Source organism: Aeromicrobium sp. Root236 (assembly GCF_001428805.1).
GTDB lineage: Bacteria > Actinomycetota > Actinomycetes > Propionibacteriales > Nocardioidaceae > Aeromicrobium.
Window position 1 is genome coordinate 2,756,962 of sequence record NZ_LMIS01000001.1, and the last position, 15,567, is coordinate 2,772,528.

The window sequence follows — 15,567 nt, forward strand, 5'->3', positions numbered from 1 at the left end:
GTCCTACTTGCCGAGCTTGCGGCTCAGCTTGTGGCGGGCGTTGACCTCGGCCTGCCACACGAGGACCTTCTGCTTGAGGGCATCGGCCTCCTTGTCGCTCAGCGTGTCGAAGAGGTCTTTCTCCTCGTGCGGGTCCGCCACGACGTCGTAGTACTGCGGCACCTTGTAGCCGAAGAAGTAGATGTACTTGTGCCGGTCGTCGGGGAAGTAGGCGACGCACTGGTCGATGTCCCAGCAGCCCGTCATGAGCGGGTGCGTGTTCTTCTCCGGCGTCCGGATCGACGCGCCCTCGTACTCGCCGCCGGCGATGTCGTAGCCCAGCAGGTCGGCGACGGTCTGGAGCGTCCACTTGTTCTGCACGGGTGCGTCGATCGTCGTGCCCTGCGTGCCGAGTGCCTTGGGCGCGTGGATGACGTAAGGGATCTGGATGCCCTCGTTCCAGATCGTGTCGTTGTGCAGGCGCCGGCCGTGCTCGCGGAAGCCCTCGCCGTGGTCGCCCATGATGACGAAGATCGTGTTGTCGTAGAGGCCGAGCTTCTTGAAGCCGTCGATGACCTTGCCGACGAACTCGTCCTGGTAGCGGACCGCGTTGAGGTAGTGGTTCTCGGTCTCGTCGTCGACGTAGTGCTTCATCTTCCAGCCCTTGGGCAGCACGTACTCCGAGTGCGCCGTCAGGGTCATGTACTCCAGCGAGAACGGCTTGCCGTCCTGCTTGGCCGCCCAGTCGAGGCTCGGCTGCAGCATGACGTCGTCCTCGTAGCCGAGCGTGTTGGTCTCGGAGAAGCCCTTCTTGTTGAAGGCCTCGAGCGGGAAGAAGTGCCGGTAGCCGAAGTTCTTGACGACCTTCTCGCGATTCTCGAAGTTCTTGGTCGCGGTCTGGAAGAACGCCGTGTCGTAGCCCTGCTCGTTGAGCAGCGACGGCAGGCACTTGGCGGCGAGGCCTCCCTTGAGCGCCTCGCTGTTGCTCGTGTCGAGCGGCGGCGCGACGCCGCAGTTGGAGGCGATGAGCGATTTCGTGGTGTGCGGCATCGCGGTGTAGGCCCGCTTGGCCACGAGGCTCGTCTTGGCCAGCTCGGCGAGCACGGGTGTGGTGTCGAGCGAGGGGGTGCCCAGGGTCGTCGACTTCAGGCTCTGGGACTCCAGCACGATCTGCACGACGTTGTACTTCTTGGTCCGTGCGGTCGGCACGAGGCTCGTCCTGGTGGGCAGGTCCGCGGCCTTGGGGGCGGTGTAGCCGTCGGGCTTGCCCTGCAGGCGCTTGGTCACCGAGTCCATCGCGATGCTGACGACCCGGTTGCGGCTGAAGTTGGTGGTGCCCTGGCCGTTGGGCAGGGCCGAGACCACGAGCGAGGCGATGACCACCGCGGTCGTGAACCCGACGACCGCCGGCCCGGAGAGCGCGCGGCGCCAGCCGGCAGGCGGGGCGTCGCGGAGACGGCGCGGCTTCCAGCGTCGGTTGACGATGACCGCGAAGTAGTTGGCCACGACGATGAAGACCACGGCGAGCACCGGCAGGAACGACTGCAGCTCGGCCTGGATGATCTTGAGCATCTCGACCTGGAAGATCAGCTTGACCAGCTGGAACGAGTCGGAGTTGAGCGTGACGTCCAGCAGGATGTAGTAGATCTGCGTCAGGACCACGAGCAGCGCCTGCAGCGTGAAGACGATGTGGAACGCGATGACGGCGATGCGGCGTGAGCGGCGACGGCGTACGAGCGCGAAGACGCCGACCCAGAACGCGATCAGCGCGAGGTAGAAGAACACCGTCGACGACAGCTGGTCGATCCAGGCCCACGAGCCGACCTTGGTCCCGTTGTCCTCGGTGCTGCTCGTGATGCGCATGCTCGTGCACAGCAGATCCACGAGGCCGAGTGGCACGAGCTGGAGGAGGATGTAGGCCCAGTGCCCCGGCGGGAGGAGCGACGTGATCCTCGAGAAGCGGCCAGTCCTGGCGGGCTGAGTGTCGGTCATCGGCTGGTCATTGTTCGGCACACCGCATTAACTCTGGCAGAACGCCTGAGTCACGTGGACACCCGGTAAGAAAATCCTGAAATGCGCCCCCGGCCCCCGGCAGCCTGCGACTACAGTTGCTGCCCGTGACAACTCTCGGGCAGGCGCTGGACCCGCGCCGCAACAGCATCAACGCGATCCGCATGTTCTTCGCGCTGTCGGTGCTGTTCGGCCACGCACTGCCGCTCGGCGGCTACATGACCGGCATGCCCAAGCTGTTCTTCGACGACGAGATCCCCACGTACGCCCTGGCCGGGTTCTTCGTGATGTCGGGCTACCTGATCGCCGCGAGCCGGCTGGCCTCCCGCTCGTTCTGGGACTACATCTGGCGTCGCCTCCTGCGGATGTATCCCGCGTGGATCGCGTCGCTGCTCCTCGTGGGCGTCGTGCTCGGCCCGATCTCGCGCATGATCGAGGGCAAGTCCGGCTACGACTGGACCAGCGGCATCGACTACATCGTCTACAACCTCGGACTCAAGCTCATCCAGCTCAACATCACCGGGACGCTCGACGACGTGCCGGTCGCCGGCGTCTGGAACTTCTCGGCCTGGACCCTGTTCTACGAGTTCACGCTCTGGGTCGGCATGGGTCTGCTGCTGACGATCCTCGGCCGGCGCTACCTGCACATCGGGGTCTACCTCGGTCTCGTGTTCTTCACGCTGGTCAAGGTCCTCGACCGGTTCGTCGTGACCTACTCGTCGTCCAACTACGGTGCCGAGGACACCGCCGCCAAGAAGATCGCCGAGGCCAACGCGTCGAGCTTCGACTCGCTGGTGGCCTCGTTCGAGCCGCTCGCCCGCCTGGGCATCTTCTTCATGGCCGGCGCGATCCTCTATCTGCATCGCGACAAGGTCAAGCTGGTCCCGGCCGTCGCCTGGGCGTGCCTCGCGCTGTGCGTCGGACTCGGCGTCATCGGCTGGTTCCACGTGTTCGCGGCGCTGCCGTTCGCGTACGTCGTGATGTACCTCGGCAGCTCACCGCGGCTGTCGCGGGTCAACTACCCCGACGACTACTCCTACGGCGTCTACATCTACGCGTTCCCGGTCACGCAGATCCTTGCGACGATCGCCCTCGACCACCCGATGCCGGTGTGGGTGTTCCTGCCGCTGTGCTTCATCGTCACGGCTCCGCTGGCGTTCGTCAGCTGGCACCTGCTGGAGAAGCAGGCCATGAAGCTCAAGCGGCTGACCAAGGGACGTGACGCACCCGTCATCGGCGTCTCGTGACCAAGCATCGAGCCGGTCGTTGGACCCGTCGCGTGCCGCGTTACGGTGACGTCTTCCCCTTGAAAGGAACCGCTTCATGAGCAGGATCACCCTGGCTGCCAGGCGAGTGCGCCAGACCCTGGTCGACTTCGACAACGGCACGGCCGTCCTCACGGCGATCGCCCGTCACAAGCCGGAGCTGGTGTTCGAGGTCGACGACGACCTCACGGTGATCTGCCCCAACGTCGCCGGTGCCCGCGTCCCGGTCTACGAGGTCTTCGCCGAGGACGCCTACCGACTCGACTGGTTCACCGGTGACCTGCCCGCCGACGTCTCGGCGGTCGACATCGGCGGCCACATCGGCTGCTTCTCGATGGCGTTCGCCCGGCTCCACCCGCAGGGCCGGGTCCAGACGTTCGAGGCCTCGCCCACGACGTACGGCTTCCTGTCGCGCAACATCACCGGCAACGGCTTCGCCGAGCGGGTCACGGTCAACAACACCGCGGTGTCGTCCAAGGTCGGCACGCTGCAGTTCGCCGACAACGCCGGCGGCAGCGGGCTCAACGGCATCACCGCCCCGGCCGGCTCGACGGTCATCGAGATCCCGTGCACGACCGTCGCCGCCGCGTTCGCGCAGGCCGGTGACCGGGTCGACGTCGTCAAGATCGACACCGAGGGCGCCGAGTACGACATCGTGCTGGGCTCCGAGCCGGCCGACTGGGCCGGCGTGCAGCGCGTCGTCATGGAGTACCACCCGGTCGACGGTCACTCGTGGGAAGAGCTCGAGGAGTTCTTCGCCAAGGCCGGGCTGACGGTCGTTCGCCAGGAGCCCCTGACGCCGCGCCTCGGCACGGTGTGGCTGTCCCGTACGGCGCTCCCGCTCTAGCTCGCTGCCGCGTCAGGAGCGCCGGCCCGCTGTGTCGCTGGTGCCGCCGTCCGCGGCGTCCAGACGCCCGTGAGCCACGGGAAGATCCGTAGGCGCAGGCACAGCAGCGCCAGCGCGAACGAGCCCAGCAGCGACGCGGCGAACTGCGGCCACGTGCCGGCGTCGTCGTCCCCGCGCATCAGGAACAGGATGCACGGGTGCAGGAACATCACGAACGTCGACGTGGTGGCGATGCGTACGACGGCCGGGCCGATGCGGCTCGGGACGATCGGGTCGAGCCCCTCGGCGACGAGGACCAGGCCGAGGCCGATGACGGCACCGCTCACGAGACCGGCGACCGGGAAGCCGTACGTCGAGTTCTTGACCTCGATCAGGGTGCCGCTGAGGTTCTCCGAGGCGCCGAGGGCGACCGCGATCGCGCCGACGCCGACCACGAGCAGGCCGGTGAGCAGTGGCCGGGTGATGCGGGCTCGGTGACGGCGGAGCTCCTGGCCGAAGACCAGGAACAACAGGCAGGGGAACGCCAGACCCGTGCCGAGCGGGAAGAACCAGAGAAGCTTGGGGATCTGTCCGGGCGCGCTCGTGATCAGCAGCGTGACGGCGAGGACGATCCAGGTGACCCGGCGCGGGTAGCGCTCCAGGAAGCGGGCCAGCACGGCGGTGAAGAACATCGTCGTGAAGAACCAGCAGGCGCTGAACGGGACGACCATGAGCTGGGCGCCGTAGATCGTCGCCACCAGCAGGCCGAGCACGCCGAGCCGCTTGCCGTCGAAGTGGATGAACGCCCAGGTGAAGAACGGGATGCCGATCACGAGCATCCAGGTGATGTAGGGGATCAGCAGGTTGCGGAACCGGTTCTTGATCTCGCCGTCGAGGTCGCGCTTGGACGACCAGAGATAGCCGGTCAGCACGAAGAACACCGCGATCGCCCACGGGCAGATGACCTGCGCGACGATGCCGTCCGGGTCGTACCAGACGTGCCGGGCGACGACGCCGATGATGGCGATGACGCGGACGAGGTCGATCGCCACGCTGCGGGTCTTGGCTGCTGTCACCCGACGATGATAGGTCGTGCGCCGCGGCGATGTGACGCAAAGGGGCTGAGCCGTCGGCCTCGTGGACGAGTCTCGCGTCACGCTGCGGCACGCGGAATCACTCCTCTAGACTGCCTCCGACCTCGAAGGAGAATGCATGCCCCCGAAGACCCCGGAGTCGATCGTCCAGCGCGTGCGCCGTCGGATCGGCTGGGCCATCCGCGACCGCTGGCCCGACCGACCGGTGAAGCGCACGGTCCAGGGCGTCGACATGGTCCTTCCGTGGTCGCACCGGCTGCCTGACTACGCCCGCGTCGAGCCGGAATACGGCCAGAACCTCCCTCGCCTCGCCGCGGCACTCGCCGCCGCCGACGGACGCCCAGTCGTGGCGATGGACATCGGGGCCAACGTCGGCGACTCGACGCTGCAGATCCTCGACGTCGCGGACGGCAAGGTGCTGTGCGTCGAGGCAGACGGGTTCTACCTCGACTTCCTGCACCGCAACGTCGACGGTGACTCCCGCATCGCGGTCGAGGCGTCGCTGCTGCTCGACGACGAGGCCGAGGTCGCGATGGCGCCGGTCCGCCAGGGTGGCACGACCCGCTTCGTGCCGGGGGAGTCCGAGAAGACCGCGCCGACCGTCACGGTCAGCCAGCTGCGCGAACGGCACCCCGACTTCGACGGGCTGCGCCTGGTCAAGTCCGACACCGACGGCTACGACGTCAACCTCGTCCCCGCCGTCGCGCGTACGTGGGCCGACACCAAGCCGGTGTTGTTCTTCGAGTACGACCACGAGCTCACGCGCCTCGCCGGCAACGATCCGCTCAAGGTGTGGGCCGACCTCGACGCGCTGGGCTACGACCTCGTACGCGTGTGGGACAACGGCGGCCGCCCCATCGGCATCTATCCGCTGTCGGAGATGGCGGAGCGCTCGGCCCTGCTCGACGAGCCGTTGGAATCCCGGGCCTACCACTTCTGGGACGTCGCGGTCTCGCACCGTGACGATGCGGCCGGCGCCGAGGCGCTCCGCGCGGTGCAGCCCAGCTGACGTTGGTGAGAGGTTGACCTCAACTGCGGTCAAGGTCCTATCGTCGTTTCCAGACGTGACCTGACCCGACCTGAAGGACGACCCCATGACGATCGAGCTCTTCGCGGTCCGCCCCGGCGACCCCGACTACGACGCCGCGCGCACGACGAACTCCGGCGTGGCCTCGCCGGCGCTCGTGCTGCGCCCCAGCACGCCCGACGAGGTGGCGGCCTCGCTCCGTCACGCGCAGGCCGAAGGCCTCCCCCTCGCGATTCGCGGCGGCGGTCACAACGCCCTCGGCTACGGCAACGTCGACGACGGCATCGTCATCGACCTGTCCCGGCTCGACAGCGTCGAGGTGCTCGGCGAGGGCCGGGTGCGCATCGGCGCGGGCGCCACCTGGGGGCTTGCTGCAGCGGCGCTCGCCGAGCACGGCCTCGCGATCACCGCCGGCGACACCCTCTCGGTCGGGGTCGGCGGCTTGACCCAGGCCGGCGGCGTCGGCTGGATGGTCCGCAAGCACGGCCTCACGATCGACAGCCTGCTCGCCGCCGAGGTCGTCACCGCGGCCGGCGACGTCGTCCGTGTGTCGGCCACCGAGAACGCCGACCTGTTCTGGGGCCTGCGCGGGGGTGCCGGCAACTTCGGCATCGTCACGGCGCTCGAGTTCCAGGCGCAGCAGGTCTCGACGGTGCACTTCGGCTCGATCGCGTTCGCCCTCGACGACGTGGCTGGCCTCGTGCAGCGTTGGGCCGACGTGATGCGCGATGCGCCGGACGAGCTGAGCACGTCGCTCGCGCTGATGCCCGGGATGGGTGAGTTCCCGGCCGGCGCGATGCTCTTCGTCTGCCTCGCCGGCGACGACACGGCAGCCCTCGAGCCGCTGCGCGGCATCGGCACCGTCGTCGCGGAGGACATCGGCGAGCGTGCGTACGCCTCGGTGCTCGAGGAGGCGCCGCACCCGCCGCCGGGCATCCGCCCGGTCATCGGCAACACGATGGTCCTGACCGTCGACGCTGCGGTGTCCGAGGCGGTCGCCAACGCGTACACCGCCGGAGGACGCATCGTGTTCCTGCGCAGCCTCGGTGGTGCCTTCGGCCGGGTCGACCCGTCGGAGACGGCGTTCGCGCACCGCGAGGCCGAGGCGCTGGTGGTGTCCGCAGCATTCGTGTCCGAGGACGCGTCCGACGACGAGATCGCCGCCGCCAGGGCCGTGTGGCGCACGATCGGCGACCACGGCATCGGGTCGTACGCCGGCTTCCTCGGCTCGGCGACCGAGGAGGACATCGCGGCGCTCTGGCCGGCGGAGACGCTCGAGCGGCTGCGCGAGGTCAAGCGGGCCTGGGACCCCGACAACGTGTTCCGGCGCAACTTCAACGTCGCACCCTGACGCCACACAGAGCGGCGGCGCCGATCCCCGGGGGAATGGCGCCGCCTGGCAAGCTGGCTCGGCTACCAGGCGTGCTGGATCGGAGTCGTCGGGGCCCCGTCTGAATCCCTGAGTGGGACGGAGTCCACGAGCAACGTTCCCATTGAGACGGGTGATCGCCGCGTGGGTACTGAGCTGCTTTGCCGCTGTGGAGTTCTTGGTTCCTTGTCTACGCCACTGGGCCGGACGACGCGAGGCCTACTGGGCCGTAACGTTGTGCGCTTTGCTTCACAATCTCGCGGGCACGCGGTGCTTGCGGCGTGAGACGAGGGCGACGGTGATCGCACCGACGGCGCTCGCGACGACCGTGACCGCCGCGGCCTTGCCGACCTTGGTGTGCAGGCCCAGACGGCGGCGCAGGGCGACGGGCCGGCGGAACGCGAGGATCGGCCAGCCGTTGTCCTCGGCGATGCGGCGCAGCGCCTTGTCGGGGTTGACCGCGAAGGGATGGCCGACGGCCTCGAGCATCGGCGCGTCGGTCTCGGAGTCGGAGTACGCGTACGACTCGGCGAGGTCGTAGCCCCGCTCGGCAGCGAGCTGCTCCATCGCCACGGCCTTGTTGGGCCCGTACGCGTAGAAGTCGACGTCGCCGGTGTAGCGGCCGTCCTCGACGTAGAGGGTCGTCGCGATGACGTGGTCGACGCCCAGCATCTCGCCGATCGGCTCGACGACCTCGGTGCCCGACGCGGAGACGATCACGACGTCGCGGCCGGCGGCCTGGTGCTCCTCGATGAGGTCGACGGCCTCTTCGTACACGAGCGGGTCGATGATCGAGTGCAGCGTCTCGGCGACCGACTGGCGGACGACCTCGACGTCCCAGCCGGTGACCATCTGGGTGAGGTAGGCGCGCATCTTCTCGAGCTTGTCGTGGTCGGCGCCGTTGAGCGCGAACATGAAGTTGGCGTACGCGCTGCGCAGCACCGCGCGGCGGCTGAGGAGCCCGCCCTGGAAGAAGGGCTTGCTGAAGGCGAGCGTGCTCGACTTGGCGATGATCGTCTTGTCCAGGTCGAAGAATGCCGCTGACCTCGTGGGGCTCACTCGTTCAGGATAGGCGGGTCCACATCCCGCAGGGCCGGGATTGGTCGTCCACAGGGTGTCGGGCGGCGGTTCCGGTGAATCGGTGGGGCCGCGACAGTCGTACGTATGCCCGACGTCGCCGCCCCGTTGATCGCCACCGCAGACGAGCTGCTGCTGGACGACGCCCTCCGCTGGTGCGCGGCGGTCGGGGCGGTGCCTGACGTGGCGCCGGACGTCACGGCGACCCGTCGATCGTGGCGCCAGGCCTCCGCCGTGATCGTGGGTGAGGACCTGGCGACCGACCTGGCGCGAGCGGCCCTGCCGCGGCGGGAGCACGTGGTCCTGCTGGCGAGAGAACCGTCGCAGTGGTGGCCCGACGCGGTCGCGCTGGGTGCGGCAGCCGTGTGCGGTCCGCACGAGGAGGACCGCATCCTCGAGGCCCTGGCCGGTGCCCTGGACGGGCGCGGTGAGGCGTGCCTGGTCAGCATGGTGGGCGGCTCGGGCGGCGTGGGTGCCTCCACGCTCGCGGTCGCCCTCGGCCTCGCTGCGCAGCGACGCGGGCTGAGGTCGCTGCTGTTCGATGCGGATCCGTTGGGCGGCGGTCTCGAGCTGCTGATGGGCGCTGAGCGGGCCGACGGGCTGCGCTGGCCCGACTTCGACGCGACGCACGGCCGGCTCAGTGCCGGCTCGCTCGCCGACGTGCTGCCGGTCCACCACGGTGTCTCGACGCTTTCGTGGGACCGGTCGGGCACGACCGCCCTGCCTGCGGCAGTGCCCTCGGTGCTCACCGCTGCCGTTCGCGGCTTCGACCTGGTCGTCGCCGACGTGCCGCGACACCTCGACGAGTTCGGCGCGGACATCGTCGGGAGGTCGGTCCTGAGCGTTCTGGTCGTCGCCGAGGACATCTGCGGAGTGGGTGCCGCACGGCACGTCCTCGATCGCCTGCAGCAGGTGGCGTCCTCGATCGTGGTGGTCACCGTGGGGCGGCCGGGCGGCATCGGACCGGCGGCGGTCTCGGAGGTGCTGGGTCTGCCCGTGCTCGCGCGCCACCGGGTCGATCGCCGCGTACGTGGTGCCGTCGACCGGGGGATGGGTCCCGGCCGCTCACGTGCGGCGAGACGCACCGCCTCGGCGCTGCTCGACACCCTTGGCCTGGAGACGGCATGACCGAGCTGCCGATCCTGGAGCGCGTGCGTCGACGGCTCGCCGCCGGCACGGCGGAGGCGACCCCGTCCAGCGTGGCCGCCGCGTTGCGTGCCGAGCAGCACGTGGCCGGCAGTGGCACGGTGCTGGCGCTGGTCGACCAGCTCCGCAGCGAGACGCGGGGTGCCGGGCCCCTCGACCCGCTGCTGGCGACTCCAGGTGTCACCGACGTCCTCGTCAACGGCCCCGACGACGTCTACCTCGATCGCGGGCGGGGCCTCGAGAAGTCGCCGGTGCGCTTCGCCGACGAGGACGCCGTACGCCGGCTGGCCCAGCGACTCGCCGCCCAGGCCGGGCGCCGCCTGGACGACGCGAGTCCCTGGGTCGATGCCCGCCTTGCCGACGGCACACGCCTGCACGCCGTGCTCGCGCCCCTGGCTCGGCCGGGCACCCTGATCTCGATGCGCGTCCCCGCGCGACGCAGCTTCTCCGTGGCCGAGCTGAGAGCCGCCGGCTCCCTCACCGATGAGACCGCCGACATCCTCCGGCGGGTCGTCGCGGCGCGTGCCGCGTTCGTGGTGACGGGTGGCACGGGCTCGGGCAAGACCACGTTGCTGTCGGCGTTGCTGGCCGAGGTCGACCCGGCTGAGCGGCTGGTGATCGTCGAGGACGCGACCGAGCTCAGGCCGGACCATCCGCACGTCGTCGGCCTCGAGGCGCGTCCGGCCAACGTGGAGGGCGCCGGCCTCGTGACGGTCCGTGATCTCGTACGCCAGGCGCTTCGCATGCGGCCCGACCGGTTGGTGGTCGGCGAGGTGCGCGGCGCTGAGGTCGTCGACCTGCTGGCCGCGCTCAACACCGGGCACGAAGGCGGGTGCGGCACGCTGCACGCCAACTCCACGCAGGACGTGCCGGCCCGTTTCGAGGCGCTCGGTGTGGCCGCCGGGCTGCCGCGCGAGGCCGTCCACAGCCAGCTGGCGGCGAGCCTCGATCTCGTGGTCCACCTCGGCCGCGGAGCTGACGGCACACGCCGGGTCCAGCAGATCGCGGTCCTCGAACGCGATCGCGGAGGCATCGTCGAGTGCATCCCGGCGCTGTCGGCCGGACCGGCTGGCATCGAGCGCGGTCCCGGGGCGGGCCGGCTCCAGCAGGTGCTCGATTGACGGCGCTGGCCGCGTTGCTCGCGGCGATGGCGGTGTGGCTGTGGCGCCCACCCGGTGCGTGGCTCGTACGGCACCGCTTGCAGCGCGGGGCCTCCGGTCAGCCGTGGCCGCGCCGGGCACTGGTGGTCGCCGCGCCACTCGTCGTGGTCTGGGGTGCCGGTCGGGCGGACGTCTCCGGTCCGCACGTCATCCTCGTCGTCACCGTGGCCGCGGTGGCGATGTTCGGCGCACGCCAGTGGCGGGGCGCCGTGCGTCATCGGCGGCTGCAGGAACGGCGCCGCCTGGTCTCCGAGGCGATCGGGTTGATGTCGGCGGAGCTGAGGGCCGGCATCCTGCCGCAGCGGGCCCTTACCGGCCTGGCCCCCGAGTTCGACTTCCTCGTGCCGGCCGCCCGTGCCGCTGACCTGGGTGGTGACGTGCCGGCGGCGTTGCGCACGGCAGCGCGCGGGACCGGTGCCGAGCTGCTCGCCGAGCTGTCGGGCGCCTGGCTCGTCGCCGAACGTGCTGGGGCGCCGCTGGCCCGGGTGCTCGACCGGCTGGAGGAGACGGCTCGCGGCGACCTCGAGATCGAGCGCGAGGTCCAGTCGGGGCTCGCTCCCGCACGTGCCACGGGGCGGTTGATGGCGGTCCTGCCGGTGTTCGGCCTGGCCCTCGGGTCCGGCATGGGCGGCGACCCGGTCGCCATCCTCACCGGCACCTATCCGGGCGTGCTGTGCCTCGCAGCGGGGTGCGCCCTTGCGTGCCTGGGGGTCGCCTGGGTCGAACACATCGCGTCGAGCGCGGAGACCGACACATGATTCCGTCGGTGCTCGCCGGACTTGCCGTCTGGTGCCTGGTCCCGTGCTCGACGACGGCCAGGCGGCAAGCCCTGTTCGGCCAGCCCAAGGCAGGCGGCAGGATCGATCCGGCCGTTGTCGCCGCCCTGCTGACTCCGGTCGCGGCGTTCGTCGTGCTGGGCCTGCCCCTCGGGCCAGTCATCGGAGTGGGGCTGGCGCCGCTCTTCCACCGGTCGATGAGTCGCCTCGAGACGGCAGCCGCGCGGCGCCGAAACGCACAGATCGTGGCCCAGCTGCCGACCGCCCTGGACCTCATGGTGGCGGCGCTCGAGGTCGGTCGACCGCCGGTCACGGCGTTCGAGCTGGCCGCGGCGGCCACGGCGGACCCGCTGGGAGCCGAGCTCGGCCTCGTGGCCGGCCGGCTGGCGATCGCGGGGGACGCAGGCGCCGTGTGGCGCTCGCTCGCGCTCGACCCGTCGCTGGCGCCGGTGGGTCGTGCCTTCCGACGAGCTGCGACATCAGGCATGCCGGTCGCGCACGTGGTGTCCGGGGTGGCTGACGACCTGCGCCGTGAACGCCGGGCAGCGCGACGCGAACGCAGCCGCAAGGTCGCCGTCCGCACGGCCGCGCCATTGGGGGCCTGCTTCCTGCCGGCCTTCTTCCTGATCGGGATCGTGCCGACGATCGTCGCGACATTCCGCTCGTTCAGCTTCTGATCCACAGCTGCTCGGCTGCGCATCACTTGTCCCCAGCCGAGACAGCGGGGCCGCACTTCGGGCCTCAGCCCCCGCTTCTTCCTGTCAACAGTTTCATCCATCGAAAGGACTCCACATGAAGAAGCAGCTCCTGCGCCGCGCCGAGCGGGGCATGACCACCGCTGAGTACACCGTCGGCACCCTCGGCGCCTGCACGATCGGTGGCGTGCTCGTCAAGATCGGGCAGTCGCCGTGGTTCGGCGACCTCGTCAAGGACGTGATCGGGAAGATCCCCGACCTGCTCCCGTTCTGACCGTCCGGCCCGGGGCGGCGTCGCGCCGCCCCGGGCCATCCACCTGAAAGGCTTCACATGTCTCACCACGATGACCGCGGCATGGCGACCGCGGAGTACACCGTCGGCACCCTGGGTGCCGTCTGCTTTGCCTTCACGCTCTACAAGTTCGGCGTGCTCGACGACAACCCGTGGATGGAGACGTTCCGGGAGATCCTGCAGCGGGCGTTCAGCTGGGGCCCGATGCGTGACGCCTTCGAGGGTGTCCCGCGGTTCGGCGTTCGATTCTGATGAGGCGCGAGCGGGGGATGGTCACCGCTGAGCTGGCCACGATCATCCCGTTCGGGGTCGCATTCGCCTTCCTCCTGCTCTGGGTCGTCTCGCTGGGACTGACCCAGATACGCATCGCCGATGCGTCGCGCGAGGCCGCCCGCATGATCGCGCGTGGGGAGGGGGTCGACGCGGCCACCACGATGGCTCGCACCCACGCGCCCGACGGGGCCAAGGTGTCGGTCGACACGGAGTCGGGCACCGTGACGGTGACGGTCACCGCGCGATCACGGATGCCGGTGCCCTTCTTCTCCGGAGTCGGCTCTCAGACGATGGACTCCGCGTCGGTCGCCGCGGTGGAGTCGCCATGAGGGGACCGGGCGAACGTGGAGCCGTGACGGTGCACGCCGCGACGATCGGCGTGATGCTGCTCGTGGCGGCGCTGATCATCACCGAGATGGCCGGTCTGATCAGGCTGCGTCACCGCGTTGCAGCGGCGGCCGACCTCGCAGCCCTCGCCGCGACGCAGGCCAGTGTCTCCGGTGAGGACGGGTGCGCGGCGGCCCGGCGCATCGCGGGTCGCAACGATGCCAAGGTCCTGACCTGCCGCATGGACTTCGACGTCGCGACGATCACGACCCGGGCCACGAGTCGCACGTGGTGGGGACACAGGTGGGCGGTGGAGCAGAAGGCCCGTGCGGCACCCGACTTCTATCTGGGCTCGCCGGCGACAGAGGAGTGAGCGGGGCTCGGCAGGTCACGCACCCGGGCCAGCGGAGTGAGCAGCACCGCGAGCGTCGAGACCAGGTGGATGGCCGCCATCACCGCGATGGTCGACCGCAGGCCGATCTGCTCGCCCAGCAGCCCCGCCGTGGCAGCAGCGACCGGCATCGTGCCGAAGTTGATGACCTGGCTCGTCGTGATCGCCCGCCCCATGAGGTGGCCCGGGACGTAGCGCTGGCGCCAGGCGTTGCGGATGACGTTGCCGGCGATGATGCAGACGTCGGTGAGGAACACGCCCACGATGAGCCACATGGTCTGCCAGCCGGGGCCGGCCATGACGAGCAGGAGCGTTGTCGGCCCCGACGCCAGCATCAGCCCGACGGCGGCCCGGCCGGAGCCCCAGCGTCGTGAGAACCGTCCGGACAGCGCGGCCCCGACGATGCCACCCACGCTGCCCGCCATCAGGGCGAAGCCGACGACCGAGGGTGACAGTGCGAGGTCGTCCACCATGAACAGCACCAGGAGTGTCGTGAACCCGGTGAGGCCGAAGTTCGACACACCCCCGATGAGGGTCAGCGGCCTGAGGTACGGGTCGTGGGCGACGTACGTGATGCCTTCGCGGATCCGGGTCATCAGCGGCTCGGTGTCCGTGTCGGGCGCGCTGCTCTCCCCGCTCGGCCGGATGCGCCACAGGCATGCCGCCGAGACGACGTAGCTCACGGCATCGACGGCGAGGCCACCGGCGGCGCTGAGGAACTGCGCCATCACGCCACCCGCACCAGGACCGACGACCTGCATCGTCGACTCGGTGCCGAACATCCGGCCGTTGGCCTGCTCGAGGTGGCGGGTCTCGACGATGTCGGGGATGAGCTTGCCGTACGCCGTGCGGAAGAACACCGTGCAGGCGCCGTTGGCCAGGGCGACGGCGACGAGGTGCGGCAGGGTGAGGGCGCCGACGGCCCAGGTGACCGGCACGCTCGCCAAGGCGGCTGCGGCGACCAGGTCCGCGACGATCATGACGCGACGTGGCGCCATGCGGTCGACCCACGCCCCGGCGGGCAGCCCGATGACGAGCCACGGCAGCCATGCCGCCGCGGTGAGGGCGCCCATCCAGCCGGGCCCGGCGCCGAAGTCGACGACGGCCAGCAGCGGCAGGAGCACCGCGGTCGTGGCGTTGCCCAGCAGACTGACGCCCTCGCCGAGCCAGAGCAGGCTGAAGTTCCGGTTCTGCCGCAGCGGCGTTGCTGTGGTGACCGGTGTCGGAGCCGGGGTCATGGCTGGCTCGGGAATCCCCGGCTGTAGACGAACACCGGTTGTCGCTCGGCGCCGTCGTCGAGCGGTCGGTCCTGCCACCGCTGGATCAGCTCGACGATCTCGACGCTCATGGCGTGCAGCTCGTCGGGCGTCAGGTGCAGCCAGTTCTGGGTCGCGAACGCGGCATCGGCCCATTCGCCGGTGTCCTCGTGAGTGTCGAGCCACTCGTGCGTACGGGCGACCTGCCGGTTGAAGTGGGCCGACTCGGCGGCAGCGGCGGCAGTGGCCGCGACCGGGTCGTCGGCGAAGTCCGACGACGTCCACTTCCAGCCGGCGTCGACGAGGCGCCACCAGCGCTCACGGCGGTCGCGGGCGAGCTCGGGCACCTCTTCGACGACCTTGACCTCGGCCAGCACCTTGAGGTGGTGGCTGACGCTTCCGACTGCCTGGCCGGTCCGCTGGGAGAGGGCTGACGCGGTGGACGGGCCGTCGACCTTGAGGGCATCGATCAGGCGGGCGCGGAACGGATGCGCCATCGCGCTGAGGACAGCGGTCTCGGTGATCCGCCGGATGTTGGGCCTCGGGGTGCCTGCGTCGTTCATGTCACCACGATAATCCCACAAGAGAAGTTGCACAAGAGTTC

General features: G+C 69.9%; 17 protein-coding genes. 12 read left to right on the forward strand and 5 right to left on the reverse strand.

The features are described from left to right. Positions 1-3: 3 nt before the first annotated feature. On the reverse strand, positions 4-1,971 hold the full coding sequence (locus ASE12_RS13890) for an LTA synthase family protein (protein ID WP_056401728.1): 1,968 nt from the start codon (positions 1,969-1,971) through the stop codon (positions 4-6). A 125-nt stretch (positions 1,972-2,096) separates the two neighbouring features. Between ASE12_RS13890 and ASE12_RS13895 the strand changes: the two genes are divergently transcribed. Together ASE12_RS13895 and ASE12_RS13900 are read left to right on the forward strand one after the other, a co-directional pair. Next, positions 2,097-3,236 (forward strand): acyltransferase, encoded by a 1,140-nt coding sequence (locus ASE12_RS13895; protein ID WP_157412932.1) that lies wholly within the window; start codon positions 2,097-2,099, stop codon positions 3,234-3,236. Between the two features lie 76 nt (positions 3,237-3,312). Further along, positions 3,313-4,101, forward strand: a complete 789-nt coding sequence (locus tag ASE12_RS13900) for an FkbM family methyltransferase (protein ID WP_082582268.1) — start codon at positions 3,313-3,315, stop codon at positions 4,099-4,101. Here the strand turns inward: ASE12_RS13900 and ASE12_RS13905 are convergent. Then, positions 4,098-5,156, reverse strand: a complete 1,059-nt coding sequence (locus ASE12_RS13905; RefSeq protein WP_056401737.1) for an acyltransferase family protein — start codon at positions 5,154-5,156, stop codon at positions 4,098-4,100. The two genes, ASE12_RS13900 and ASE12_RS13905, sit on opposite strands and share 4 nt — an antisense overlap. Before the next feature lie 136 nt (positions 5,157-5,292). On the opposite strand from ASE12_RS13905, the gene ASE12_RS13910 reads away from it, so the two are divergent. Further along, a complete protein-coding gene (locus ASE12_RS13910; protein WP_056401739.1) occupies positions 5,293-6,183 on the forward strand; it encodes an FkbM family methyltransferase in 891 nt (296 codons plus the stop codon). A gap of 85 nt (positions 6,184-6,268) precedes the next feature. Continuing rightward, the gene (locus tag ASE12_RS13915) at positions 6,269-7,552 is read left to right on the forward strand and encodes an FAD-binding oxidoreductase (protein WP_056401742.1); all 1,284 of its coding nucleotides are present in this window, start codon (positions 6,269-6,271) and stop codon (positions 7,550-7,552) included. Between the two features lie 267 nt (positions 7,553-7,819). On the opposite strand, the gene ASE12_RS13920 is transcribed toward ASE12_RS13915, so the two are convergent. After that, positions 7,820-8,629 carry an HAD family phosphatase gene (locus ASE12_RS13920; RefSeq protein WP_056401745.1) on the reverse strand — a complete coding sequence of 270 codons (810 nt, stop codon included), beginning with the start codon at positions 8,627-8,629 and terminating at the stop codon, positions 7,820-7,822. Between the two features lie 105 nt (positions 8,630-8,734). Between ASE12_RS13920 and ssd the strand changes: the two genes are divergently transcribed. The 8 genes from ssd (at position 8,735) to ASE12_RS13955 (ending at position 13,689) form a co-directional block, all read left to right on the forward strand. Next, on the forward strand, positions 8,735-9,775 hold the full coding sequence (gene ssd, locus ASE12_RS13925) for a septum site-determining protein Ssd (RefSeq protein ID WP_056401748.1): 1,041 nt from the start codon (positions 8,735-8,737) through the stop codon (positions 9,773-9,775). Further along, positions 9,772-10,914, forward strand: a complete 1,143-nt coding sequence (locus ASE12_RS13930; RefSeq protein WP_056401751.1) for a TadA family conjugal transfer-associated ATPase — start codon at positions 9,772-9,774, stop codon at positions 10,912-10,914. Before ssd ends, ASE12_RS13930 begins: the two co-directional genes overlap by 4 nt. Continuing rightward, complete coding sequence (locus ASE12_RS13935) at positions 10,911-11,711, forward strand: type II secretion system F family protein (RefSeq protein WP_056401756.1); 801 nt, start codon at positions 10,911-10,913, stop codon at positions 11,709-11,711. The genes ASE12_RS13930 and ASE12_RS13935 overlap by 4 nt, the downstream gene beginning before the upstream one ends. Beyond that, entirely contained in the window at positions 11,708-12,406 is a 699-nt protein-coding gene (locus ASE12_RS13940; protein ID WP_056401760.1) for a type II secretion system F family protein, read from the forward strand. Before ASE12_RS13935 ends, ASE12_RS13940 begins: the two co-directional genes overlap by 4 nt. 115 nt (positions 12,407-12,521) lie before the next feature. Further along, positions 12,522-12,698 carry a DUF4244 domain-containing protein gene (locus ASE12_RS19820; protein WP_082582270.1) on the forward strand — a complete coding sequence of 59 codons (177 nt, stop codon included), beginning with the start codon at positions 12,522-12,524 and terminating at the stop codon, positions 12,696-12,698. Positions 12,699-12,755: 57 nt separating this feature from the next. Continuing rightward, positions 12,756-12,968, forward strand: a complete 213-nt coding sequence (locus tag ASE12_RS13945; protein ID WP_082582271.1) for a DUF4244 domain-containing protein — start codon at positions 12,756-12,758, stop codon at positions 12,966-12,968. Further along, positions 12,968-13,318: a TadE family type IV pilus minor pilin gene (locus ASE12_RS13950; RefSeq protein ID WP_162255493.1), complete on the forward strand. Its 351-nt coding sequence runs from the start codon at positions 12,968-12,970 to the stop codon at positions 13,316-13,318. Before ASE12_RS13945 ends, ASE12_RS13950 begins: the two co-directional genes overlap by 1 nt. Next, positions 13,315-13,689: an Rv3654c family TadE-like protein gene (locus tag ASE12_RS13955; protein WP_082582272.1), complete on the forward strand. Its 375-nt coding sequence runs from the start codon at positions 13,315-13,317 to the stop codon at positions 13,687-13,689. The genes ASE12_RS13950 and ASE12_RS13955 overlap by 4 nt, the downstream gene beginning before the upstream one ends. On the opposite strand, the gene ASE12_RS13960 is transcribed toward ASE12_RS13955, so the two are convergent. Both ASE12_RS13960 and ASE12_RS13965 read right to left on the reverse strand, forming a co-directional pair. Then, positions 13,659-14,945 carry an MFS transporter gene (locus ASE12_RS13960; RefSeq protein ID WP_056401771.1) on the reverse strand — a complete coding sequence of 429 codons (1,287 nt, stop codon included), beginning with the start codon at positions 14,943-14,945 and terminating at the stop codon, positions 13,659-13,661. The two genes, ASE12_RS13955 and ASE12_RS13960, sit on opposite strands and share 31 nt — an antisense overlap. Then, on the reverse strand, positions 14,942-15,526 hold the full coding sequence (locus ASE12_RS13965; protein WP_056401775.1) for a helix-turn-helix transcriptional regulator: 585 nt from the start codon (positions 15,524-15,526) through the stop codon (positions 14,942-14,944). The genes ASE12_RS13960 and ASE12_RS13965 overlap by 4 nt, the downstream gene beginning before the upstream one ends. Between the last annotated feature and the right edge of the window lie 41 nt (positions 15,527-15,567).

Excerpts from the sequence above, each read along its gene's own strand:
- ASE12_RS13890 (WP_056401728.1), bottom strand. The coding sequence starts at position 1,971 with ATGACCGACACTCAGCCCGCCAGGACTGGCCGCTTCTCGAGGATCACG.
- ASE12_RS13900 (WP_082582268.1), top strand. The coding sequence starts at position 3,313 with ATGAGCAGGATCACCCTGGCTGCCAGGCGAGTGCGCCAGACCCTGGTC.
- ASE12_RS13910 (WP_056401739.1), top strand. The coding sequence starts at position 5,293 with ATGCCCCCGAAGACCCCGGAGTCGATCGTCCAGCGCGTGCGCCGTCGG.
- ASE12_RS13915 (WP_056401742.1), top strand. The coding sequence starts at position 6,269 with ATGACGATCGAGCTCTTCGCGGTCCGCCCCGGCGACCCCGACTACGAC.
- ssd (WP_056401748.1), top strand. The coding sequence starts at position 8,735 with ATGCCCGACGTCGCCGCCCCGTTGATCGCCACCGCAGACGAGCTGCTG.
- ASE12_RS13930 (WP_056401751.1), top strand. The coding sequence starts at position 9,772 with ATGACCGAGCTGCCGATCCTGGAGCGCGTGCGTCGACGGCTCGCCGCC.
- ASE12_RS13940 (WP_056401760.1), top strand. The coding sequence starts at position 11,708 with ATGATTCCGTCGGTGCTCGCCGGACTTGCCGTCTGGTGCCTGGTCCCG.
- ASE12_RS19820 (WP_082582270.1), top strand. The coding sequence starts at position 12,522 with ATGAAGAAGCAGCTCCTGCGCCGCGCCGAGCGGGGCATGACCACCGCT.
- ASE12_RS13945 (WP_082582271.1), top strand. The coding sequence starts at position 12,756 with ATGTCTCACCACGATGACCGCGGCATGGCGACCGCGGAGTACACCGTC.
- ASE12_RS13950 (WP_162255493.1), top strand. The coding sequence starts at position 12,968 with ATGAGGCGCGAGCGGGGGATGGTCACCGCTGAGCTGGCCACGATCATC.
- ASE12_RS13955 (WP_082582272.1), top strand. The coding sequence starts at position 13,315 with ATGAGGGGACCGGGCGAACGTGGAGCCGTGACGGTGCACGCCGCGACG.
- ASE12_RS13960 (WP_056401771.1), bottom strand. The coding sequence starts at position 14,945 with ATGACCCCGGCTCCGACACCGGTCACCACAGCAACGCCGCTGCGGCAG.
- ASE12_RS13965 (WP_056401775.1), bottom strand. The coding sequence starts at position 15,526 with ATGAACGACGCAGGCACCCCGAGGCCCAACATCCGGCGGATCACCGAG.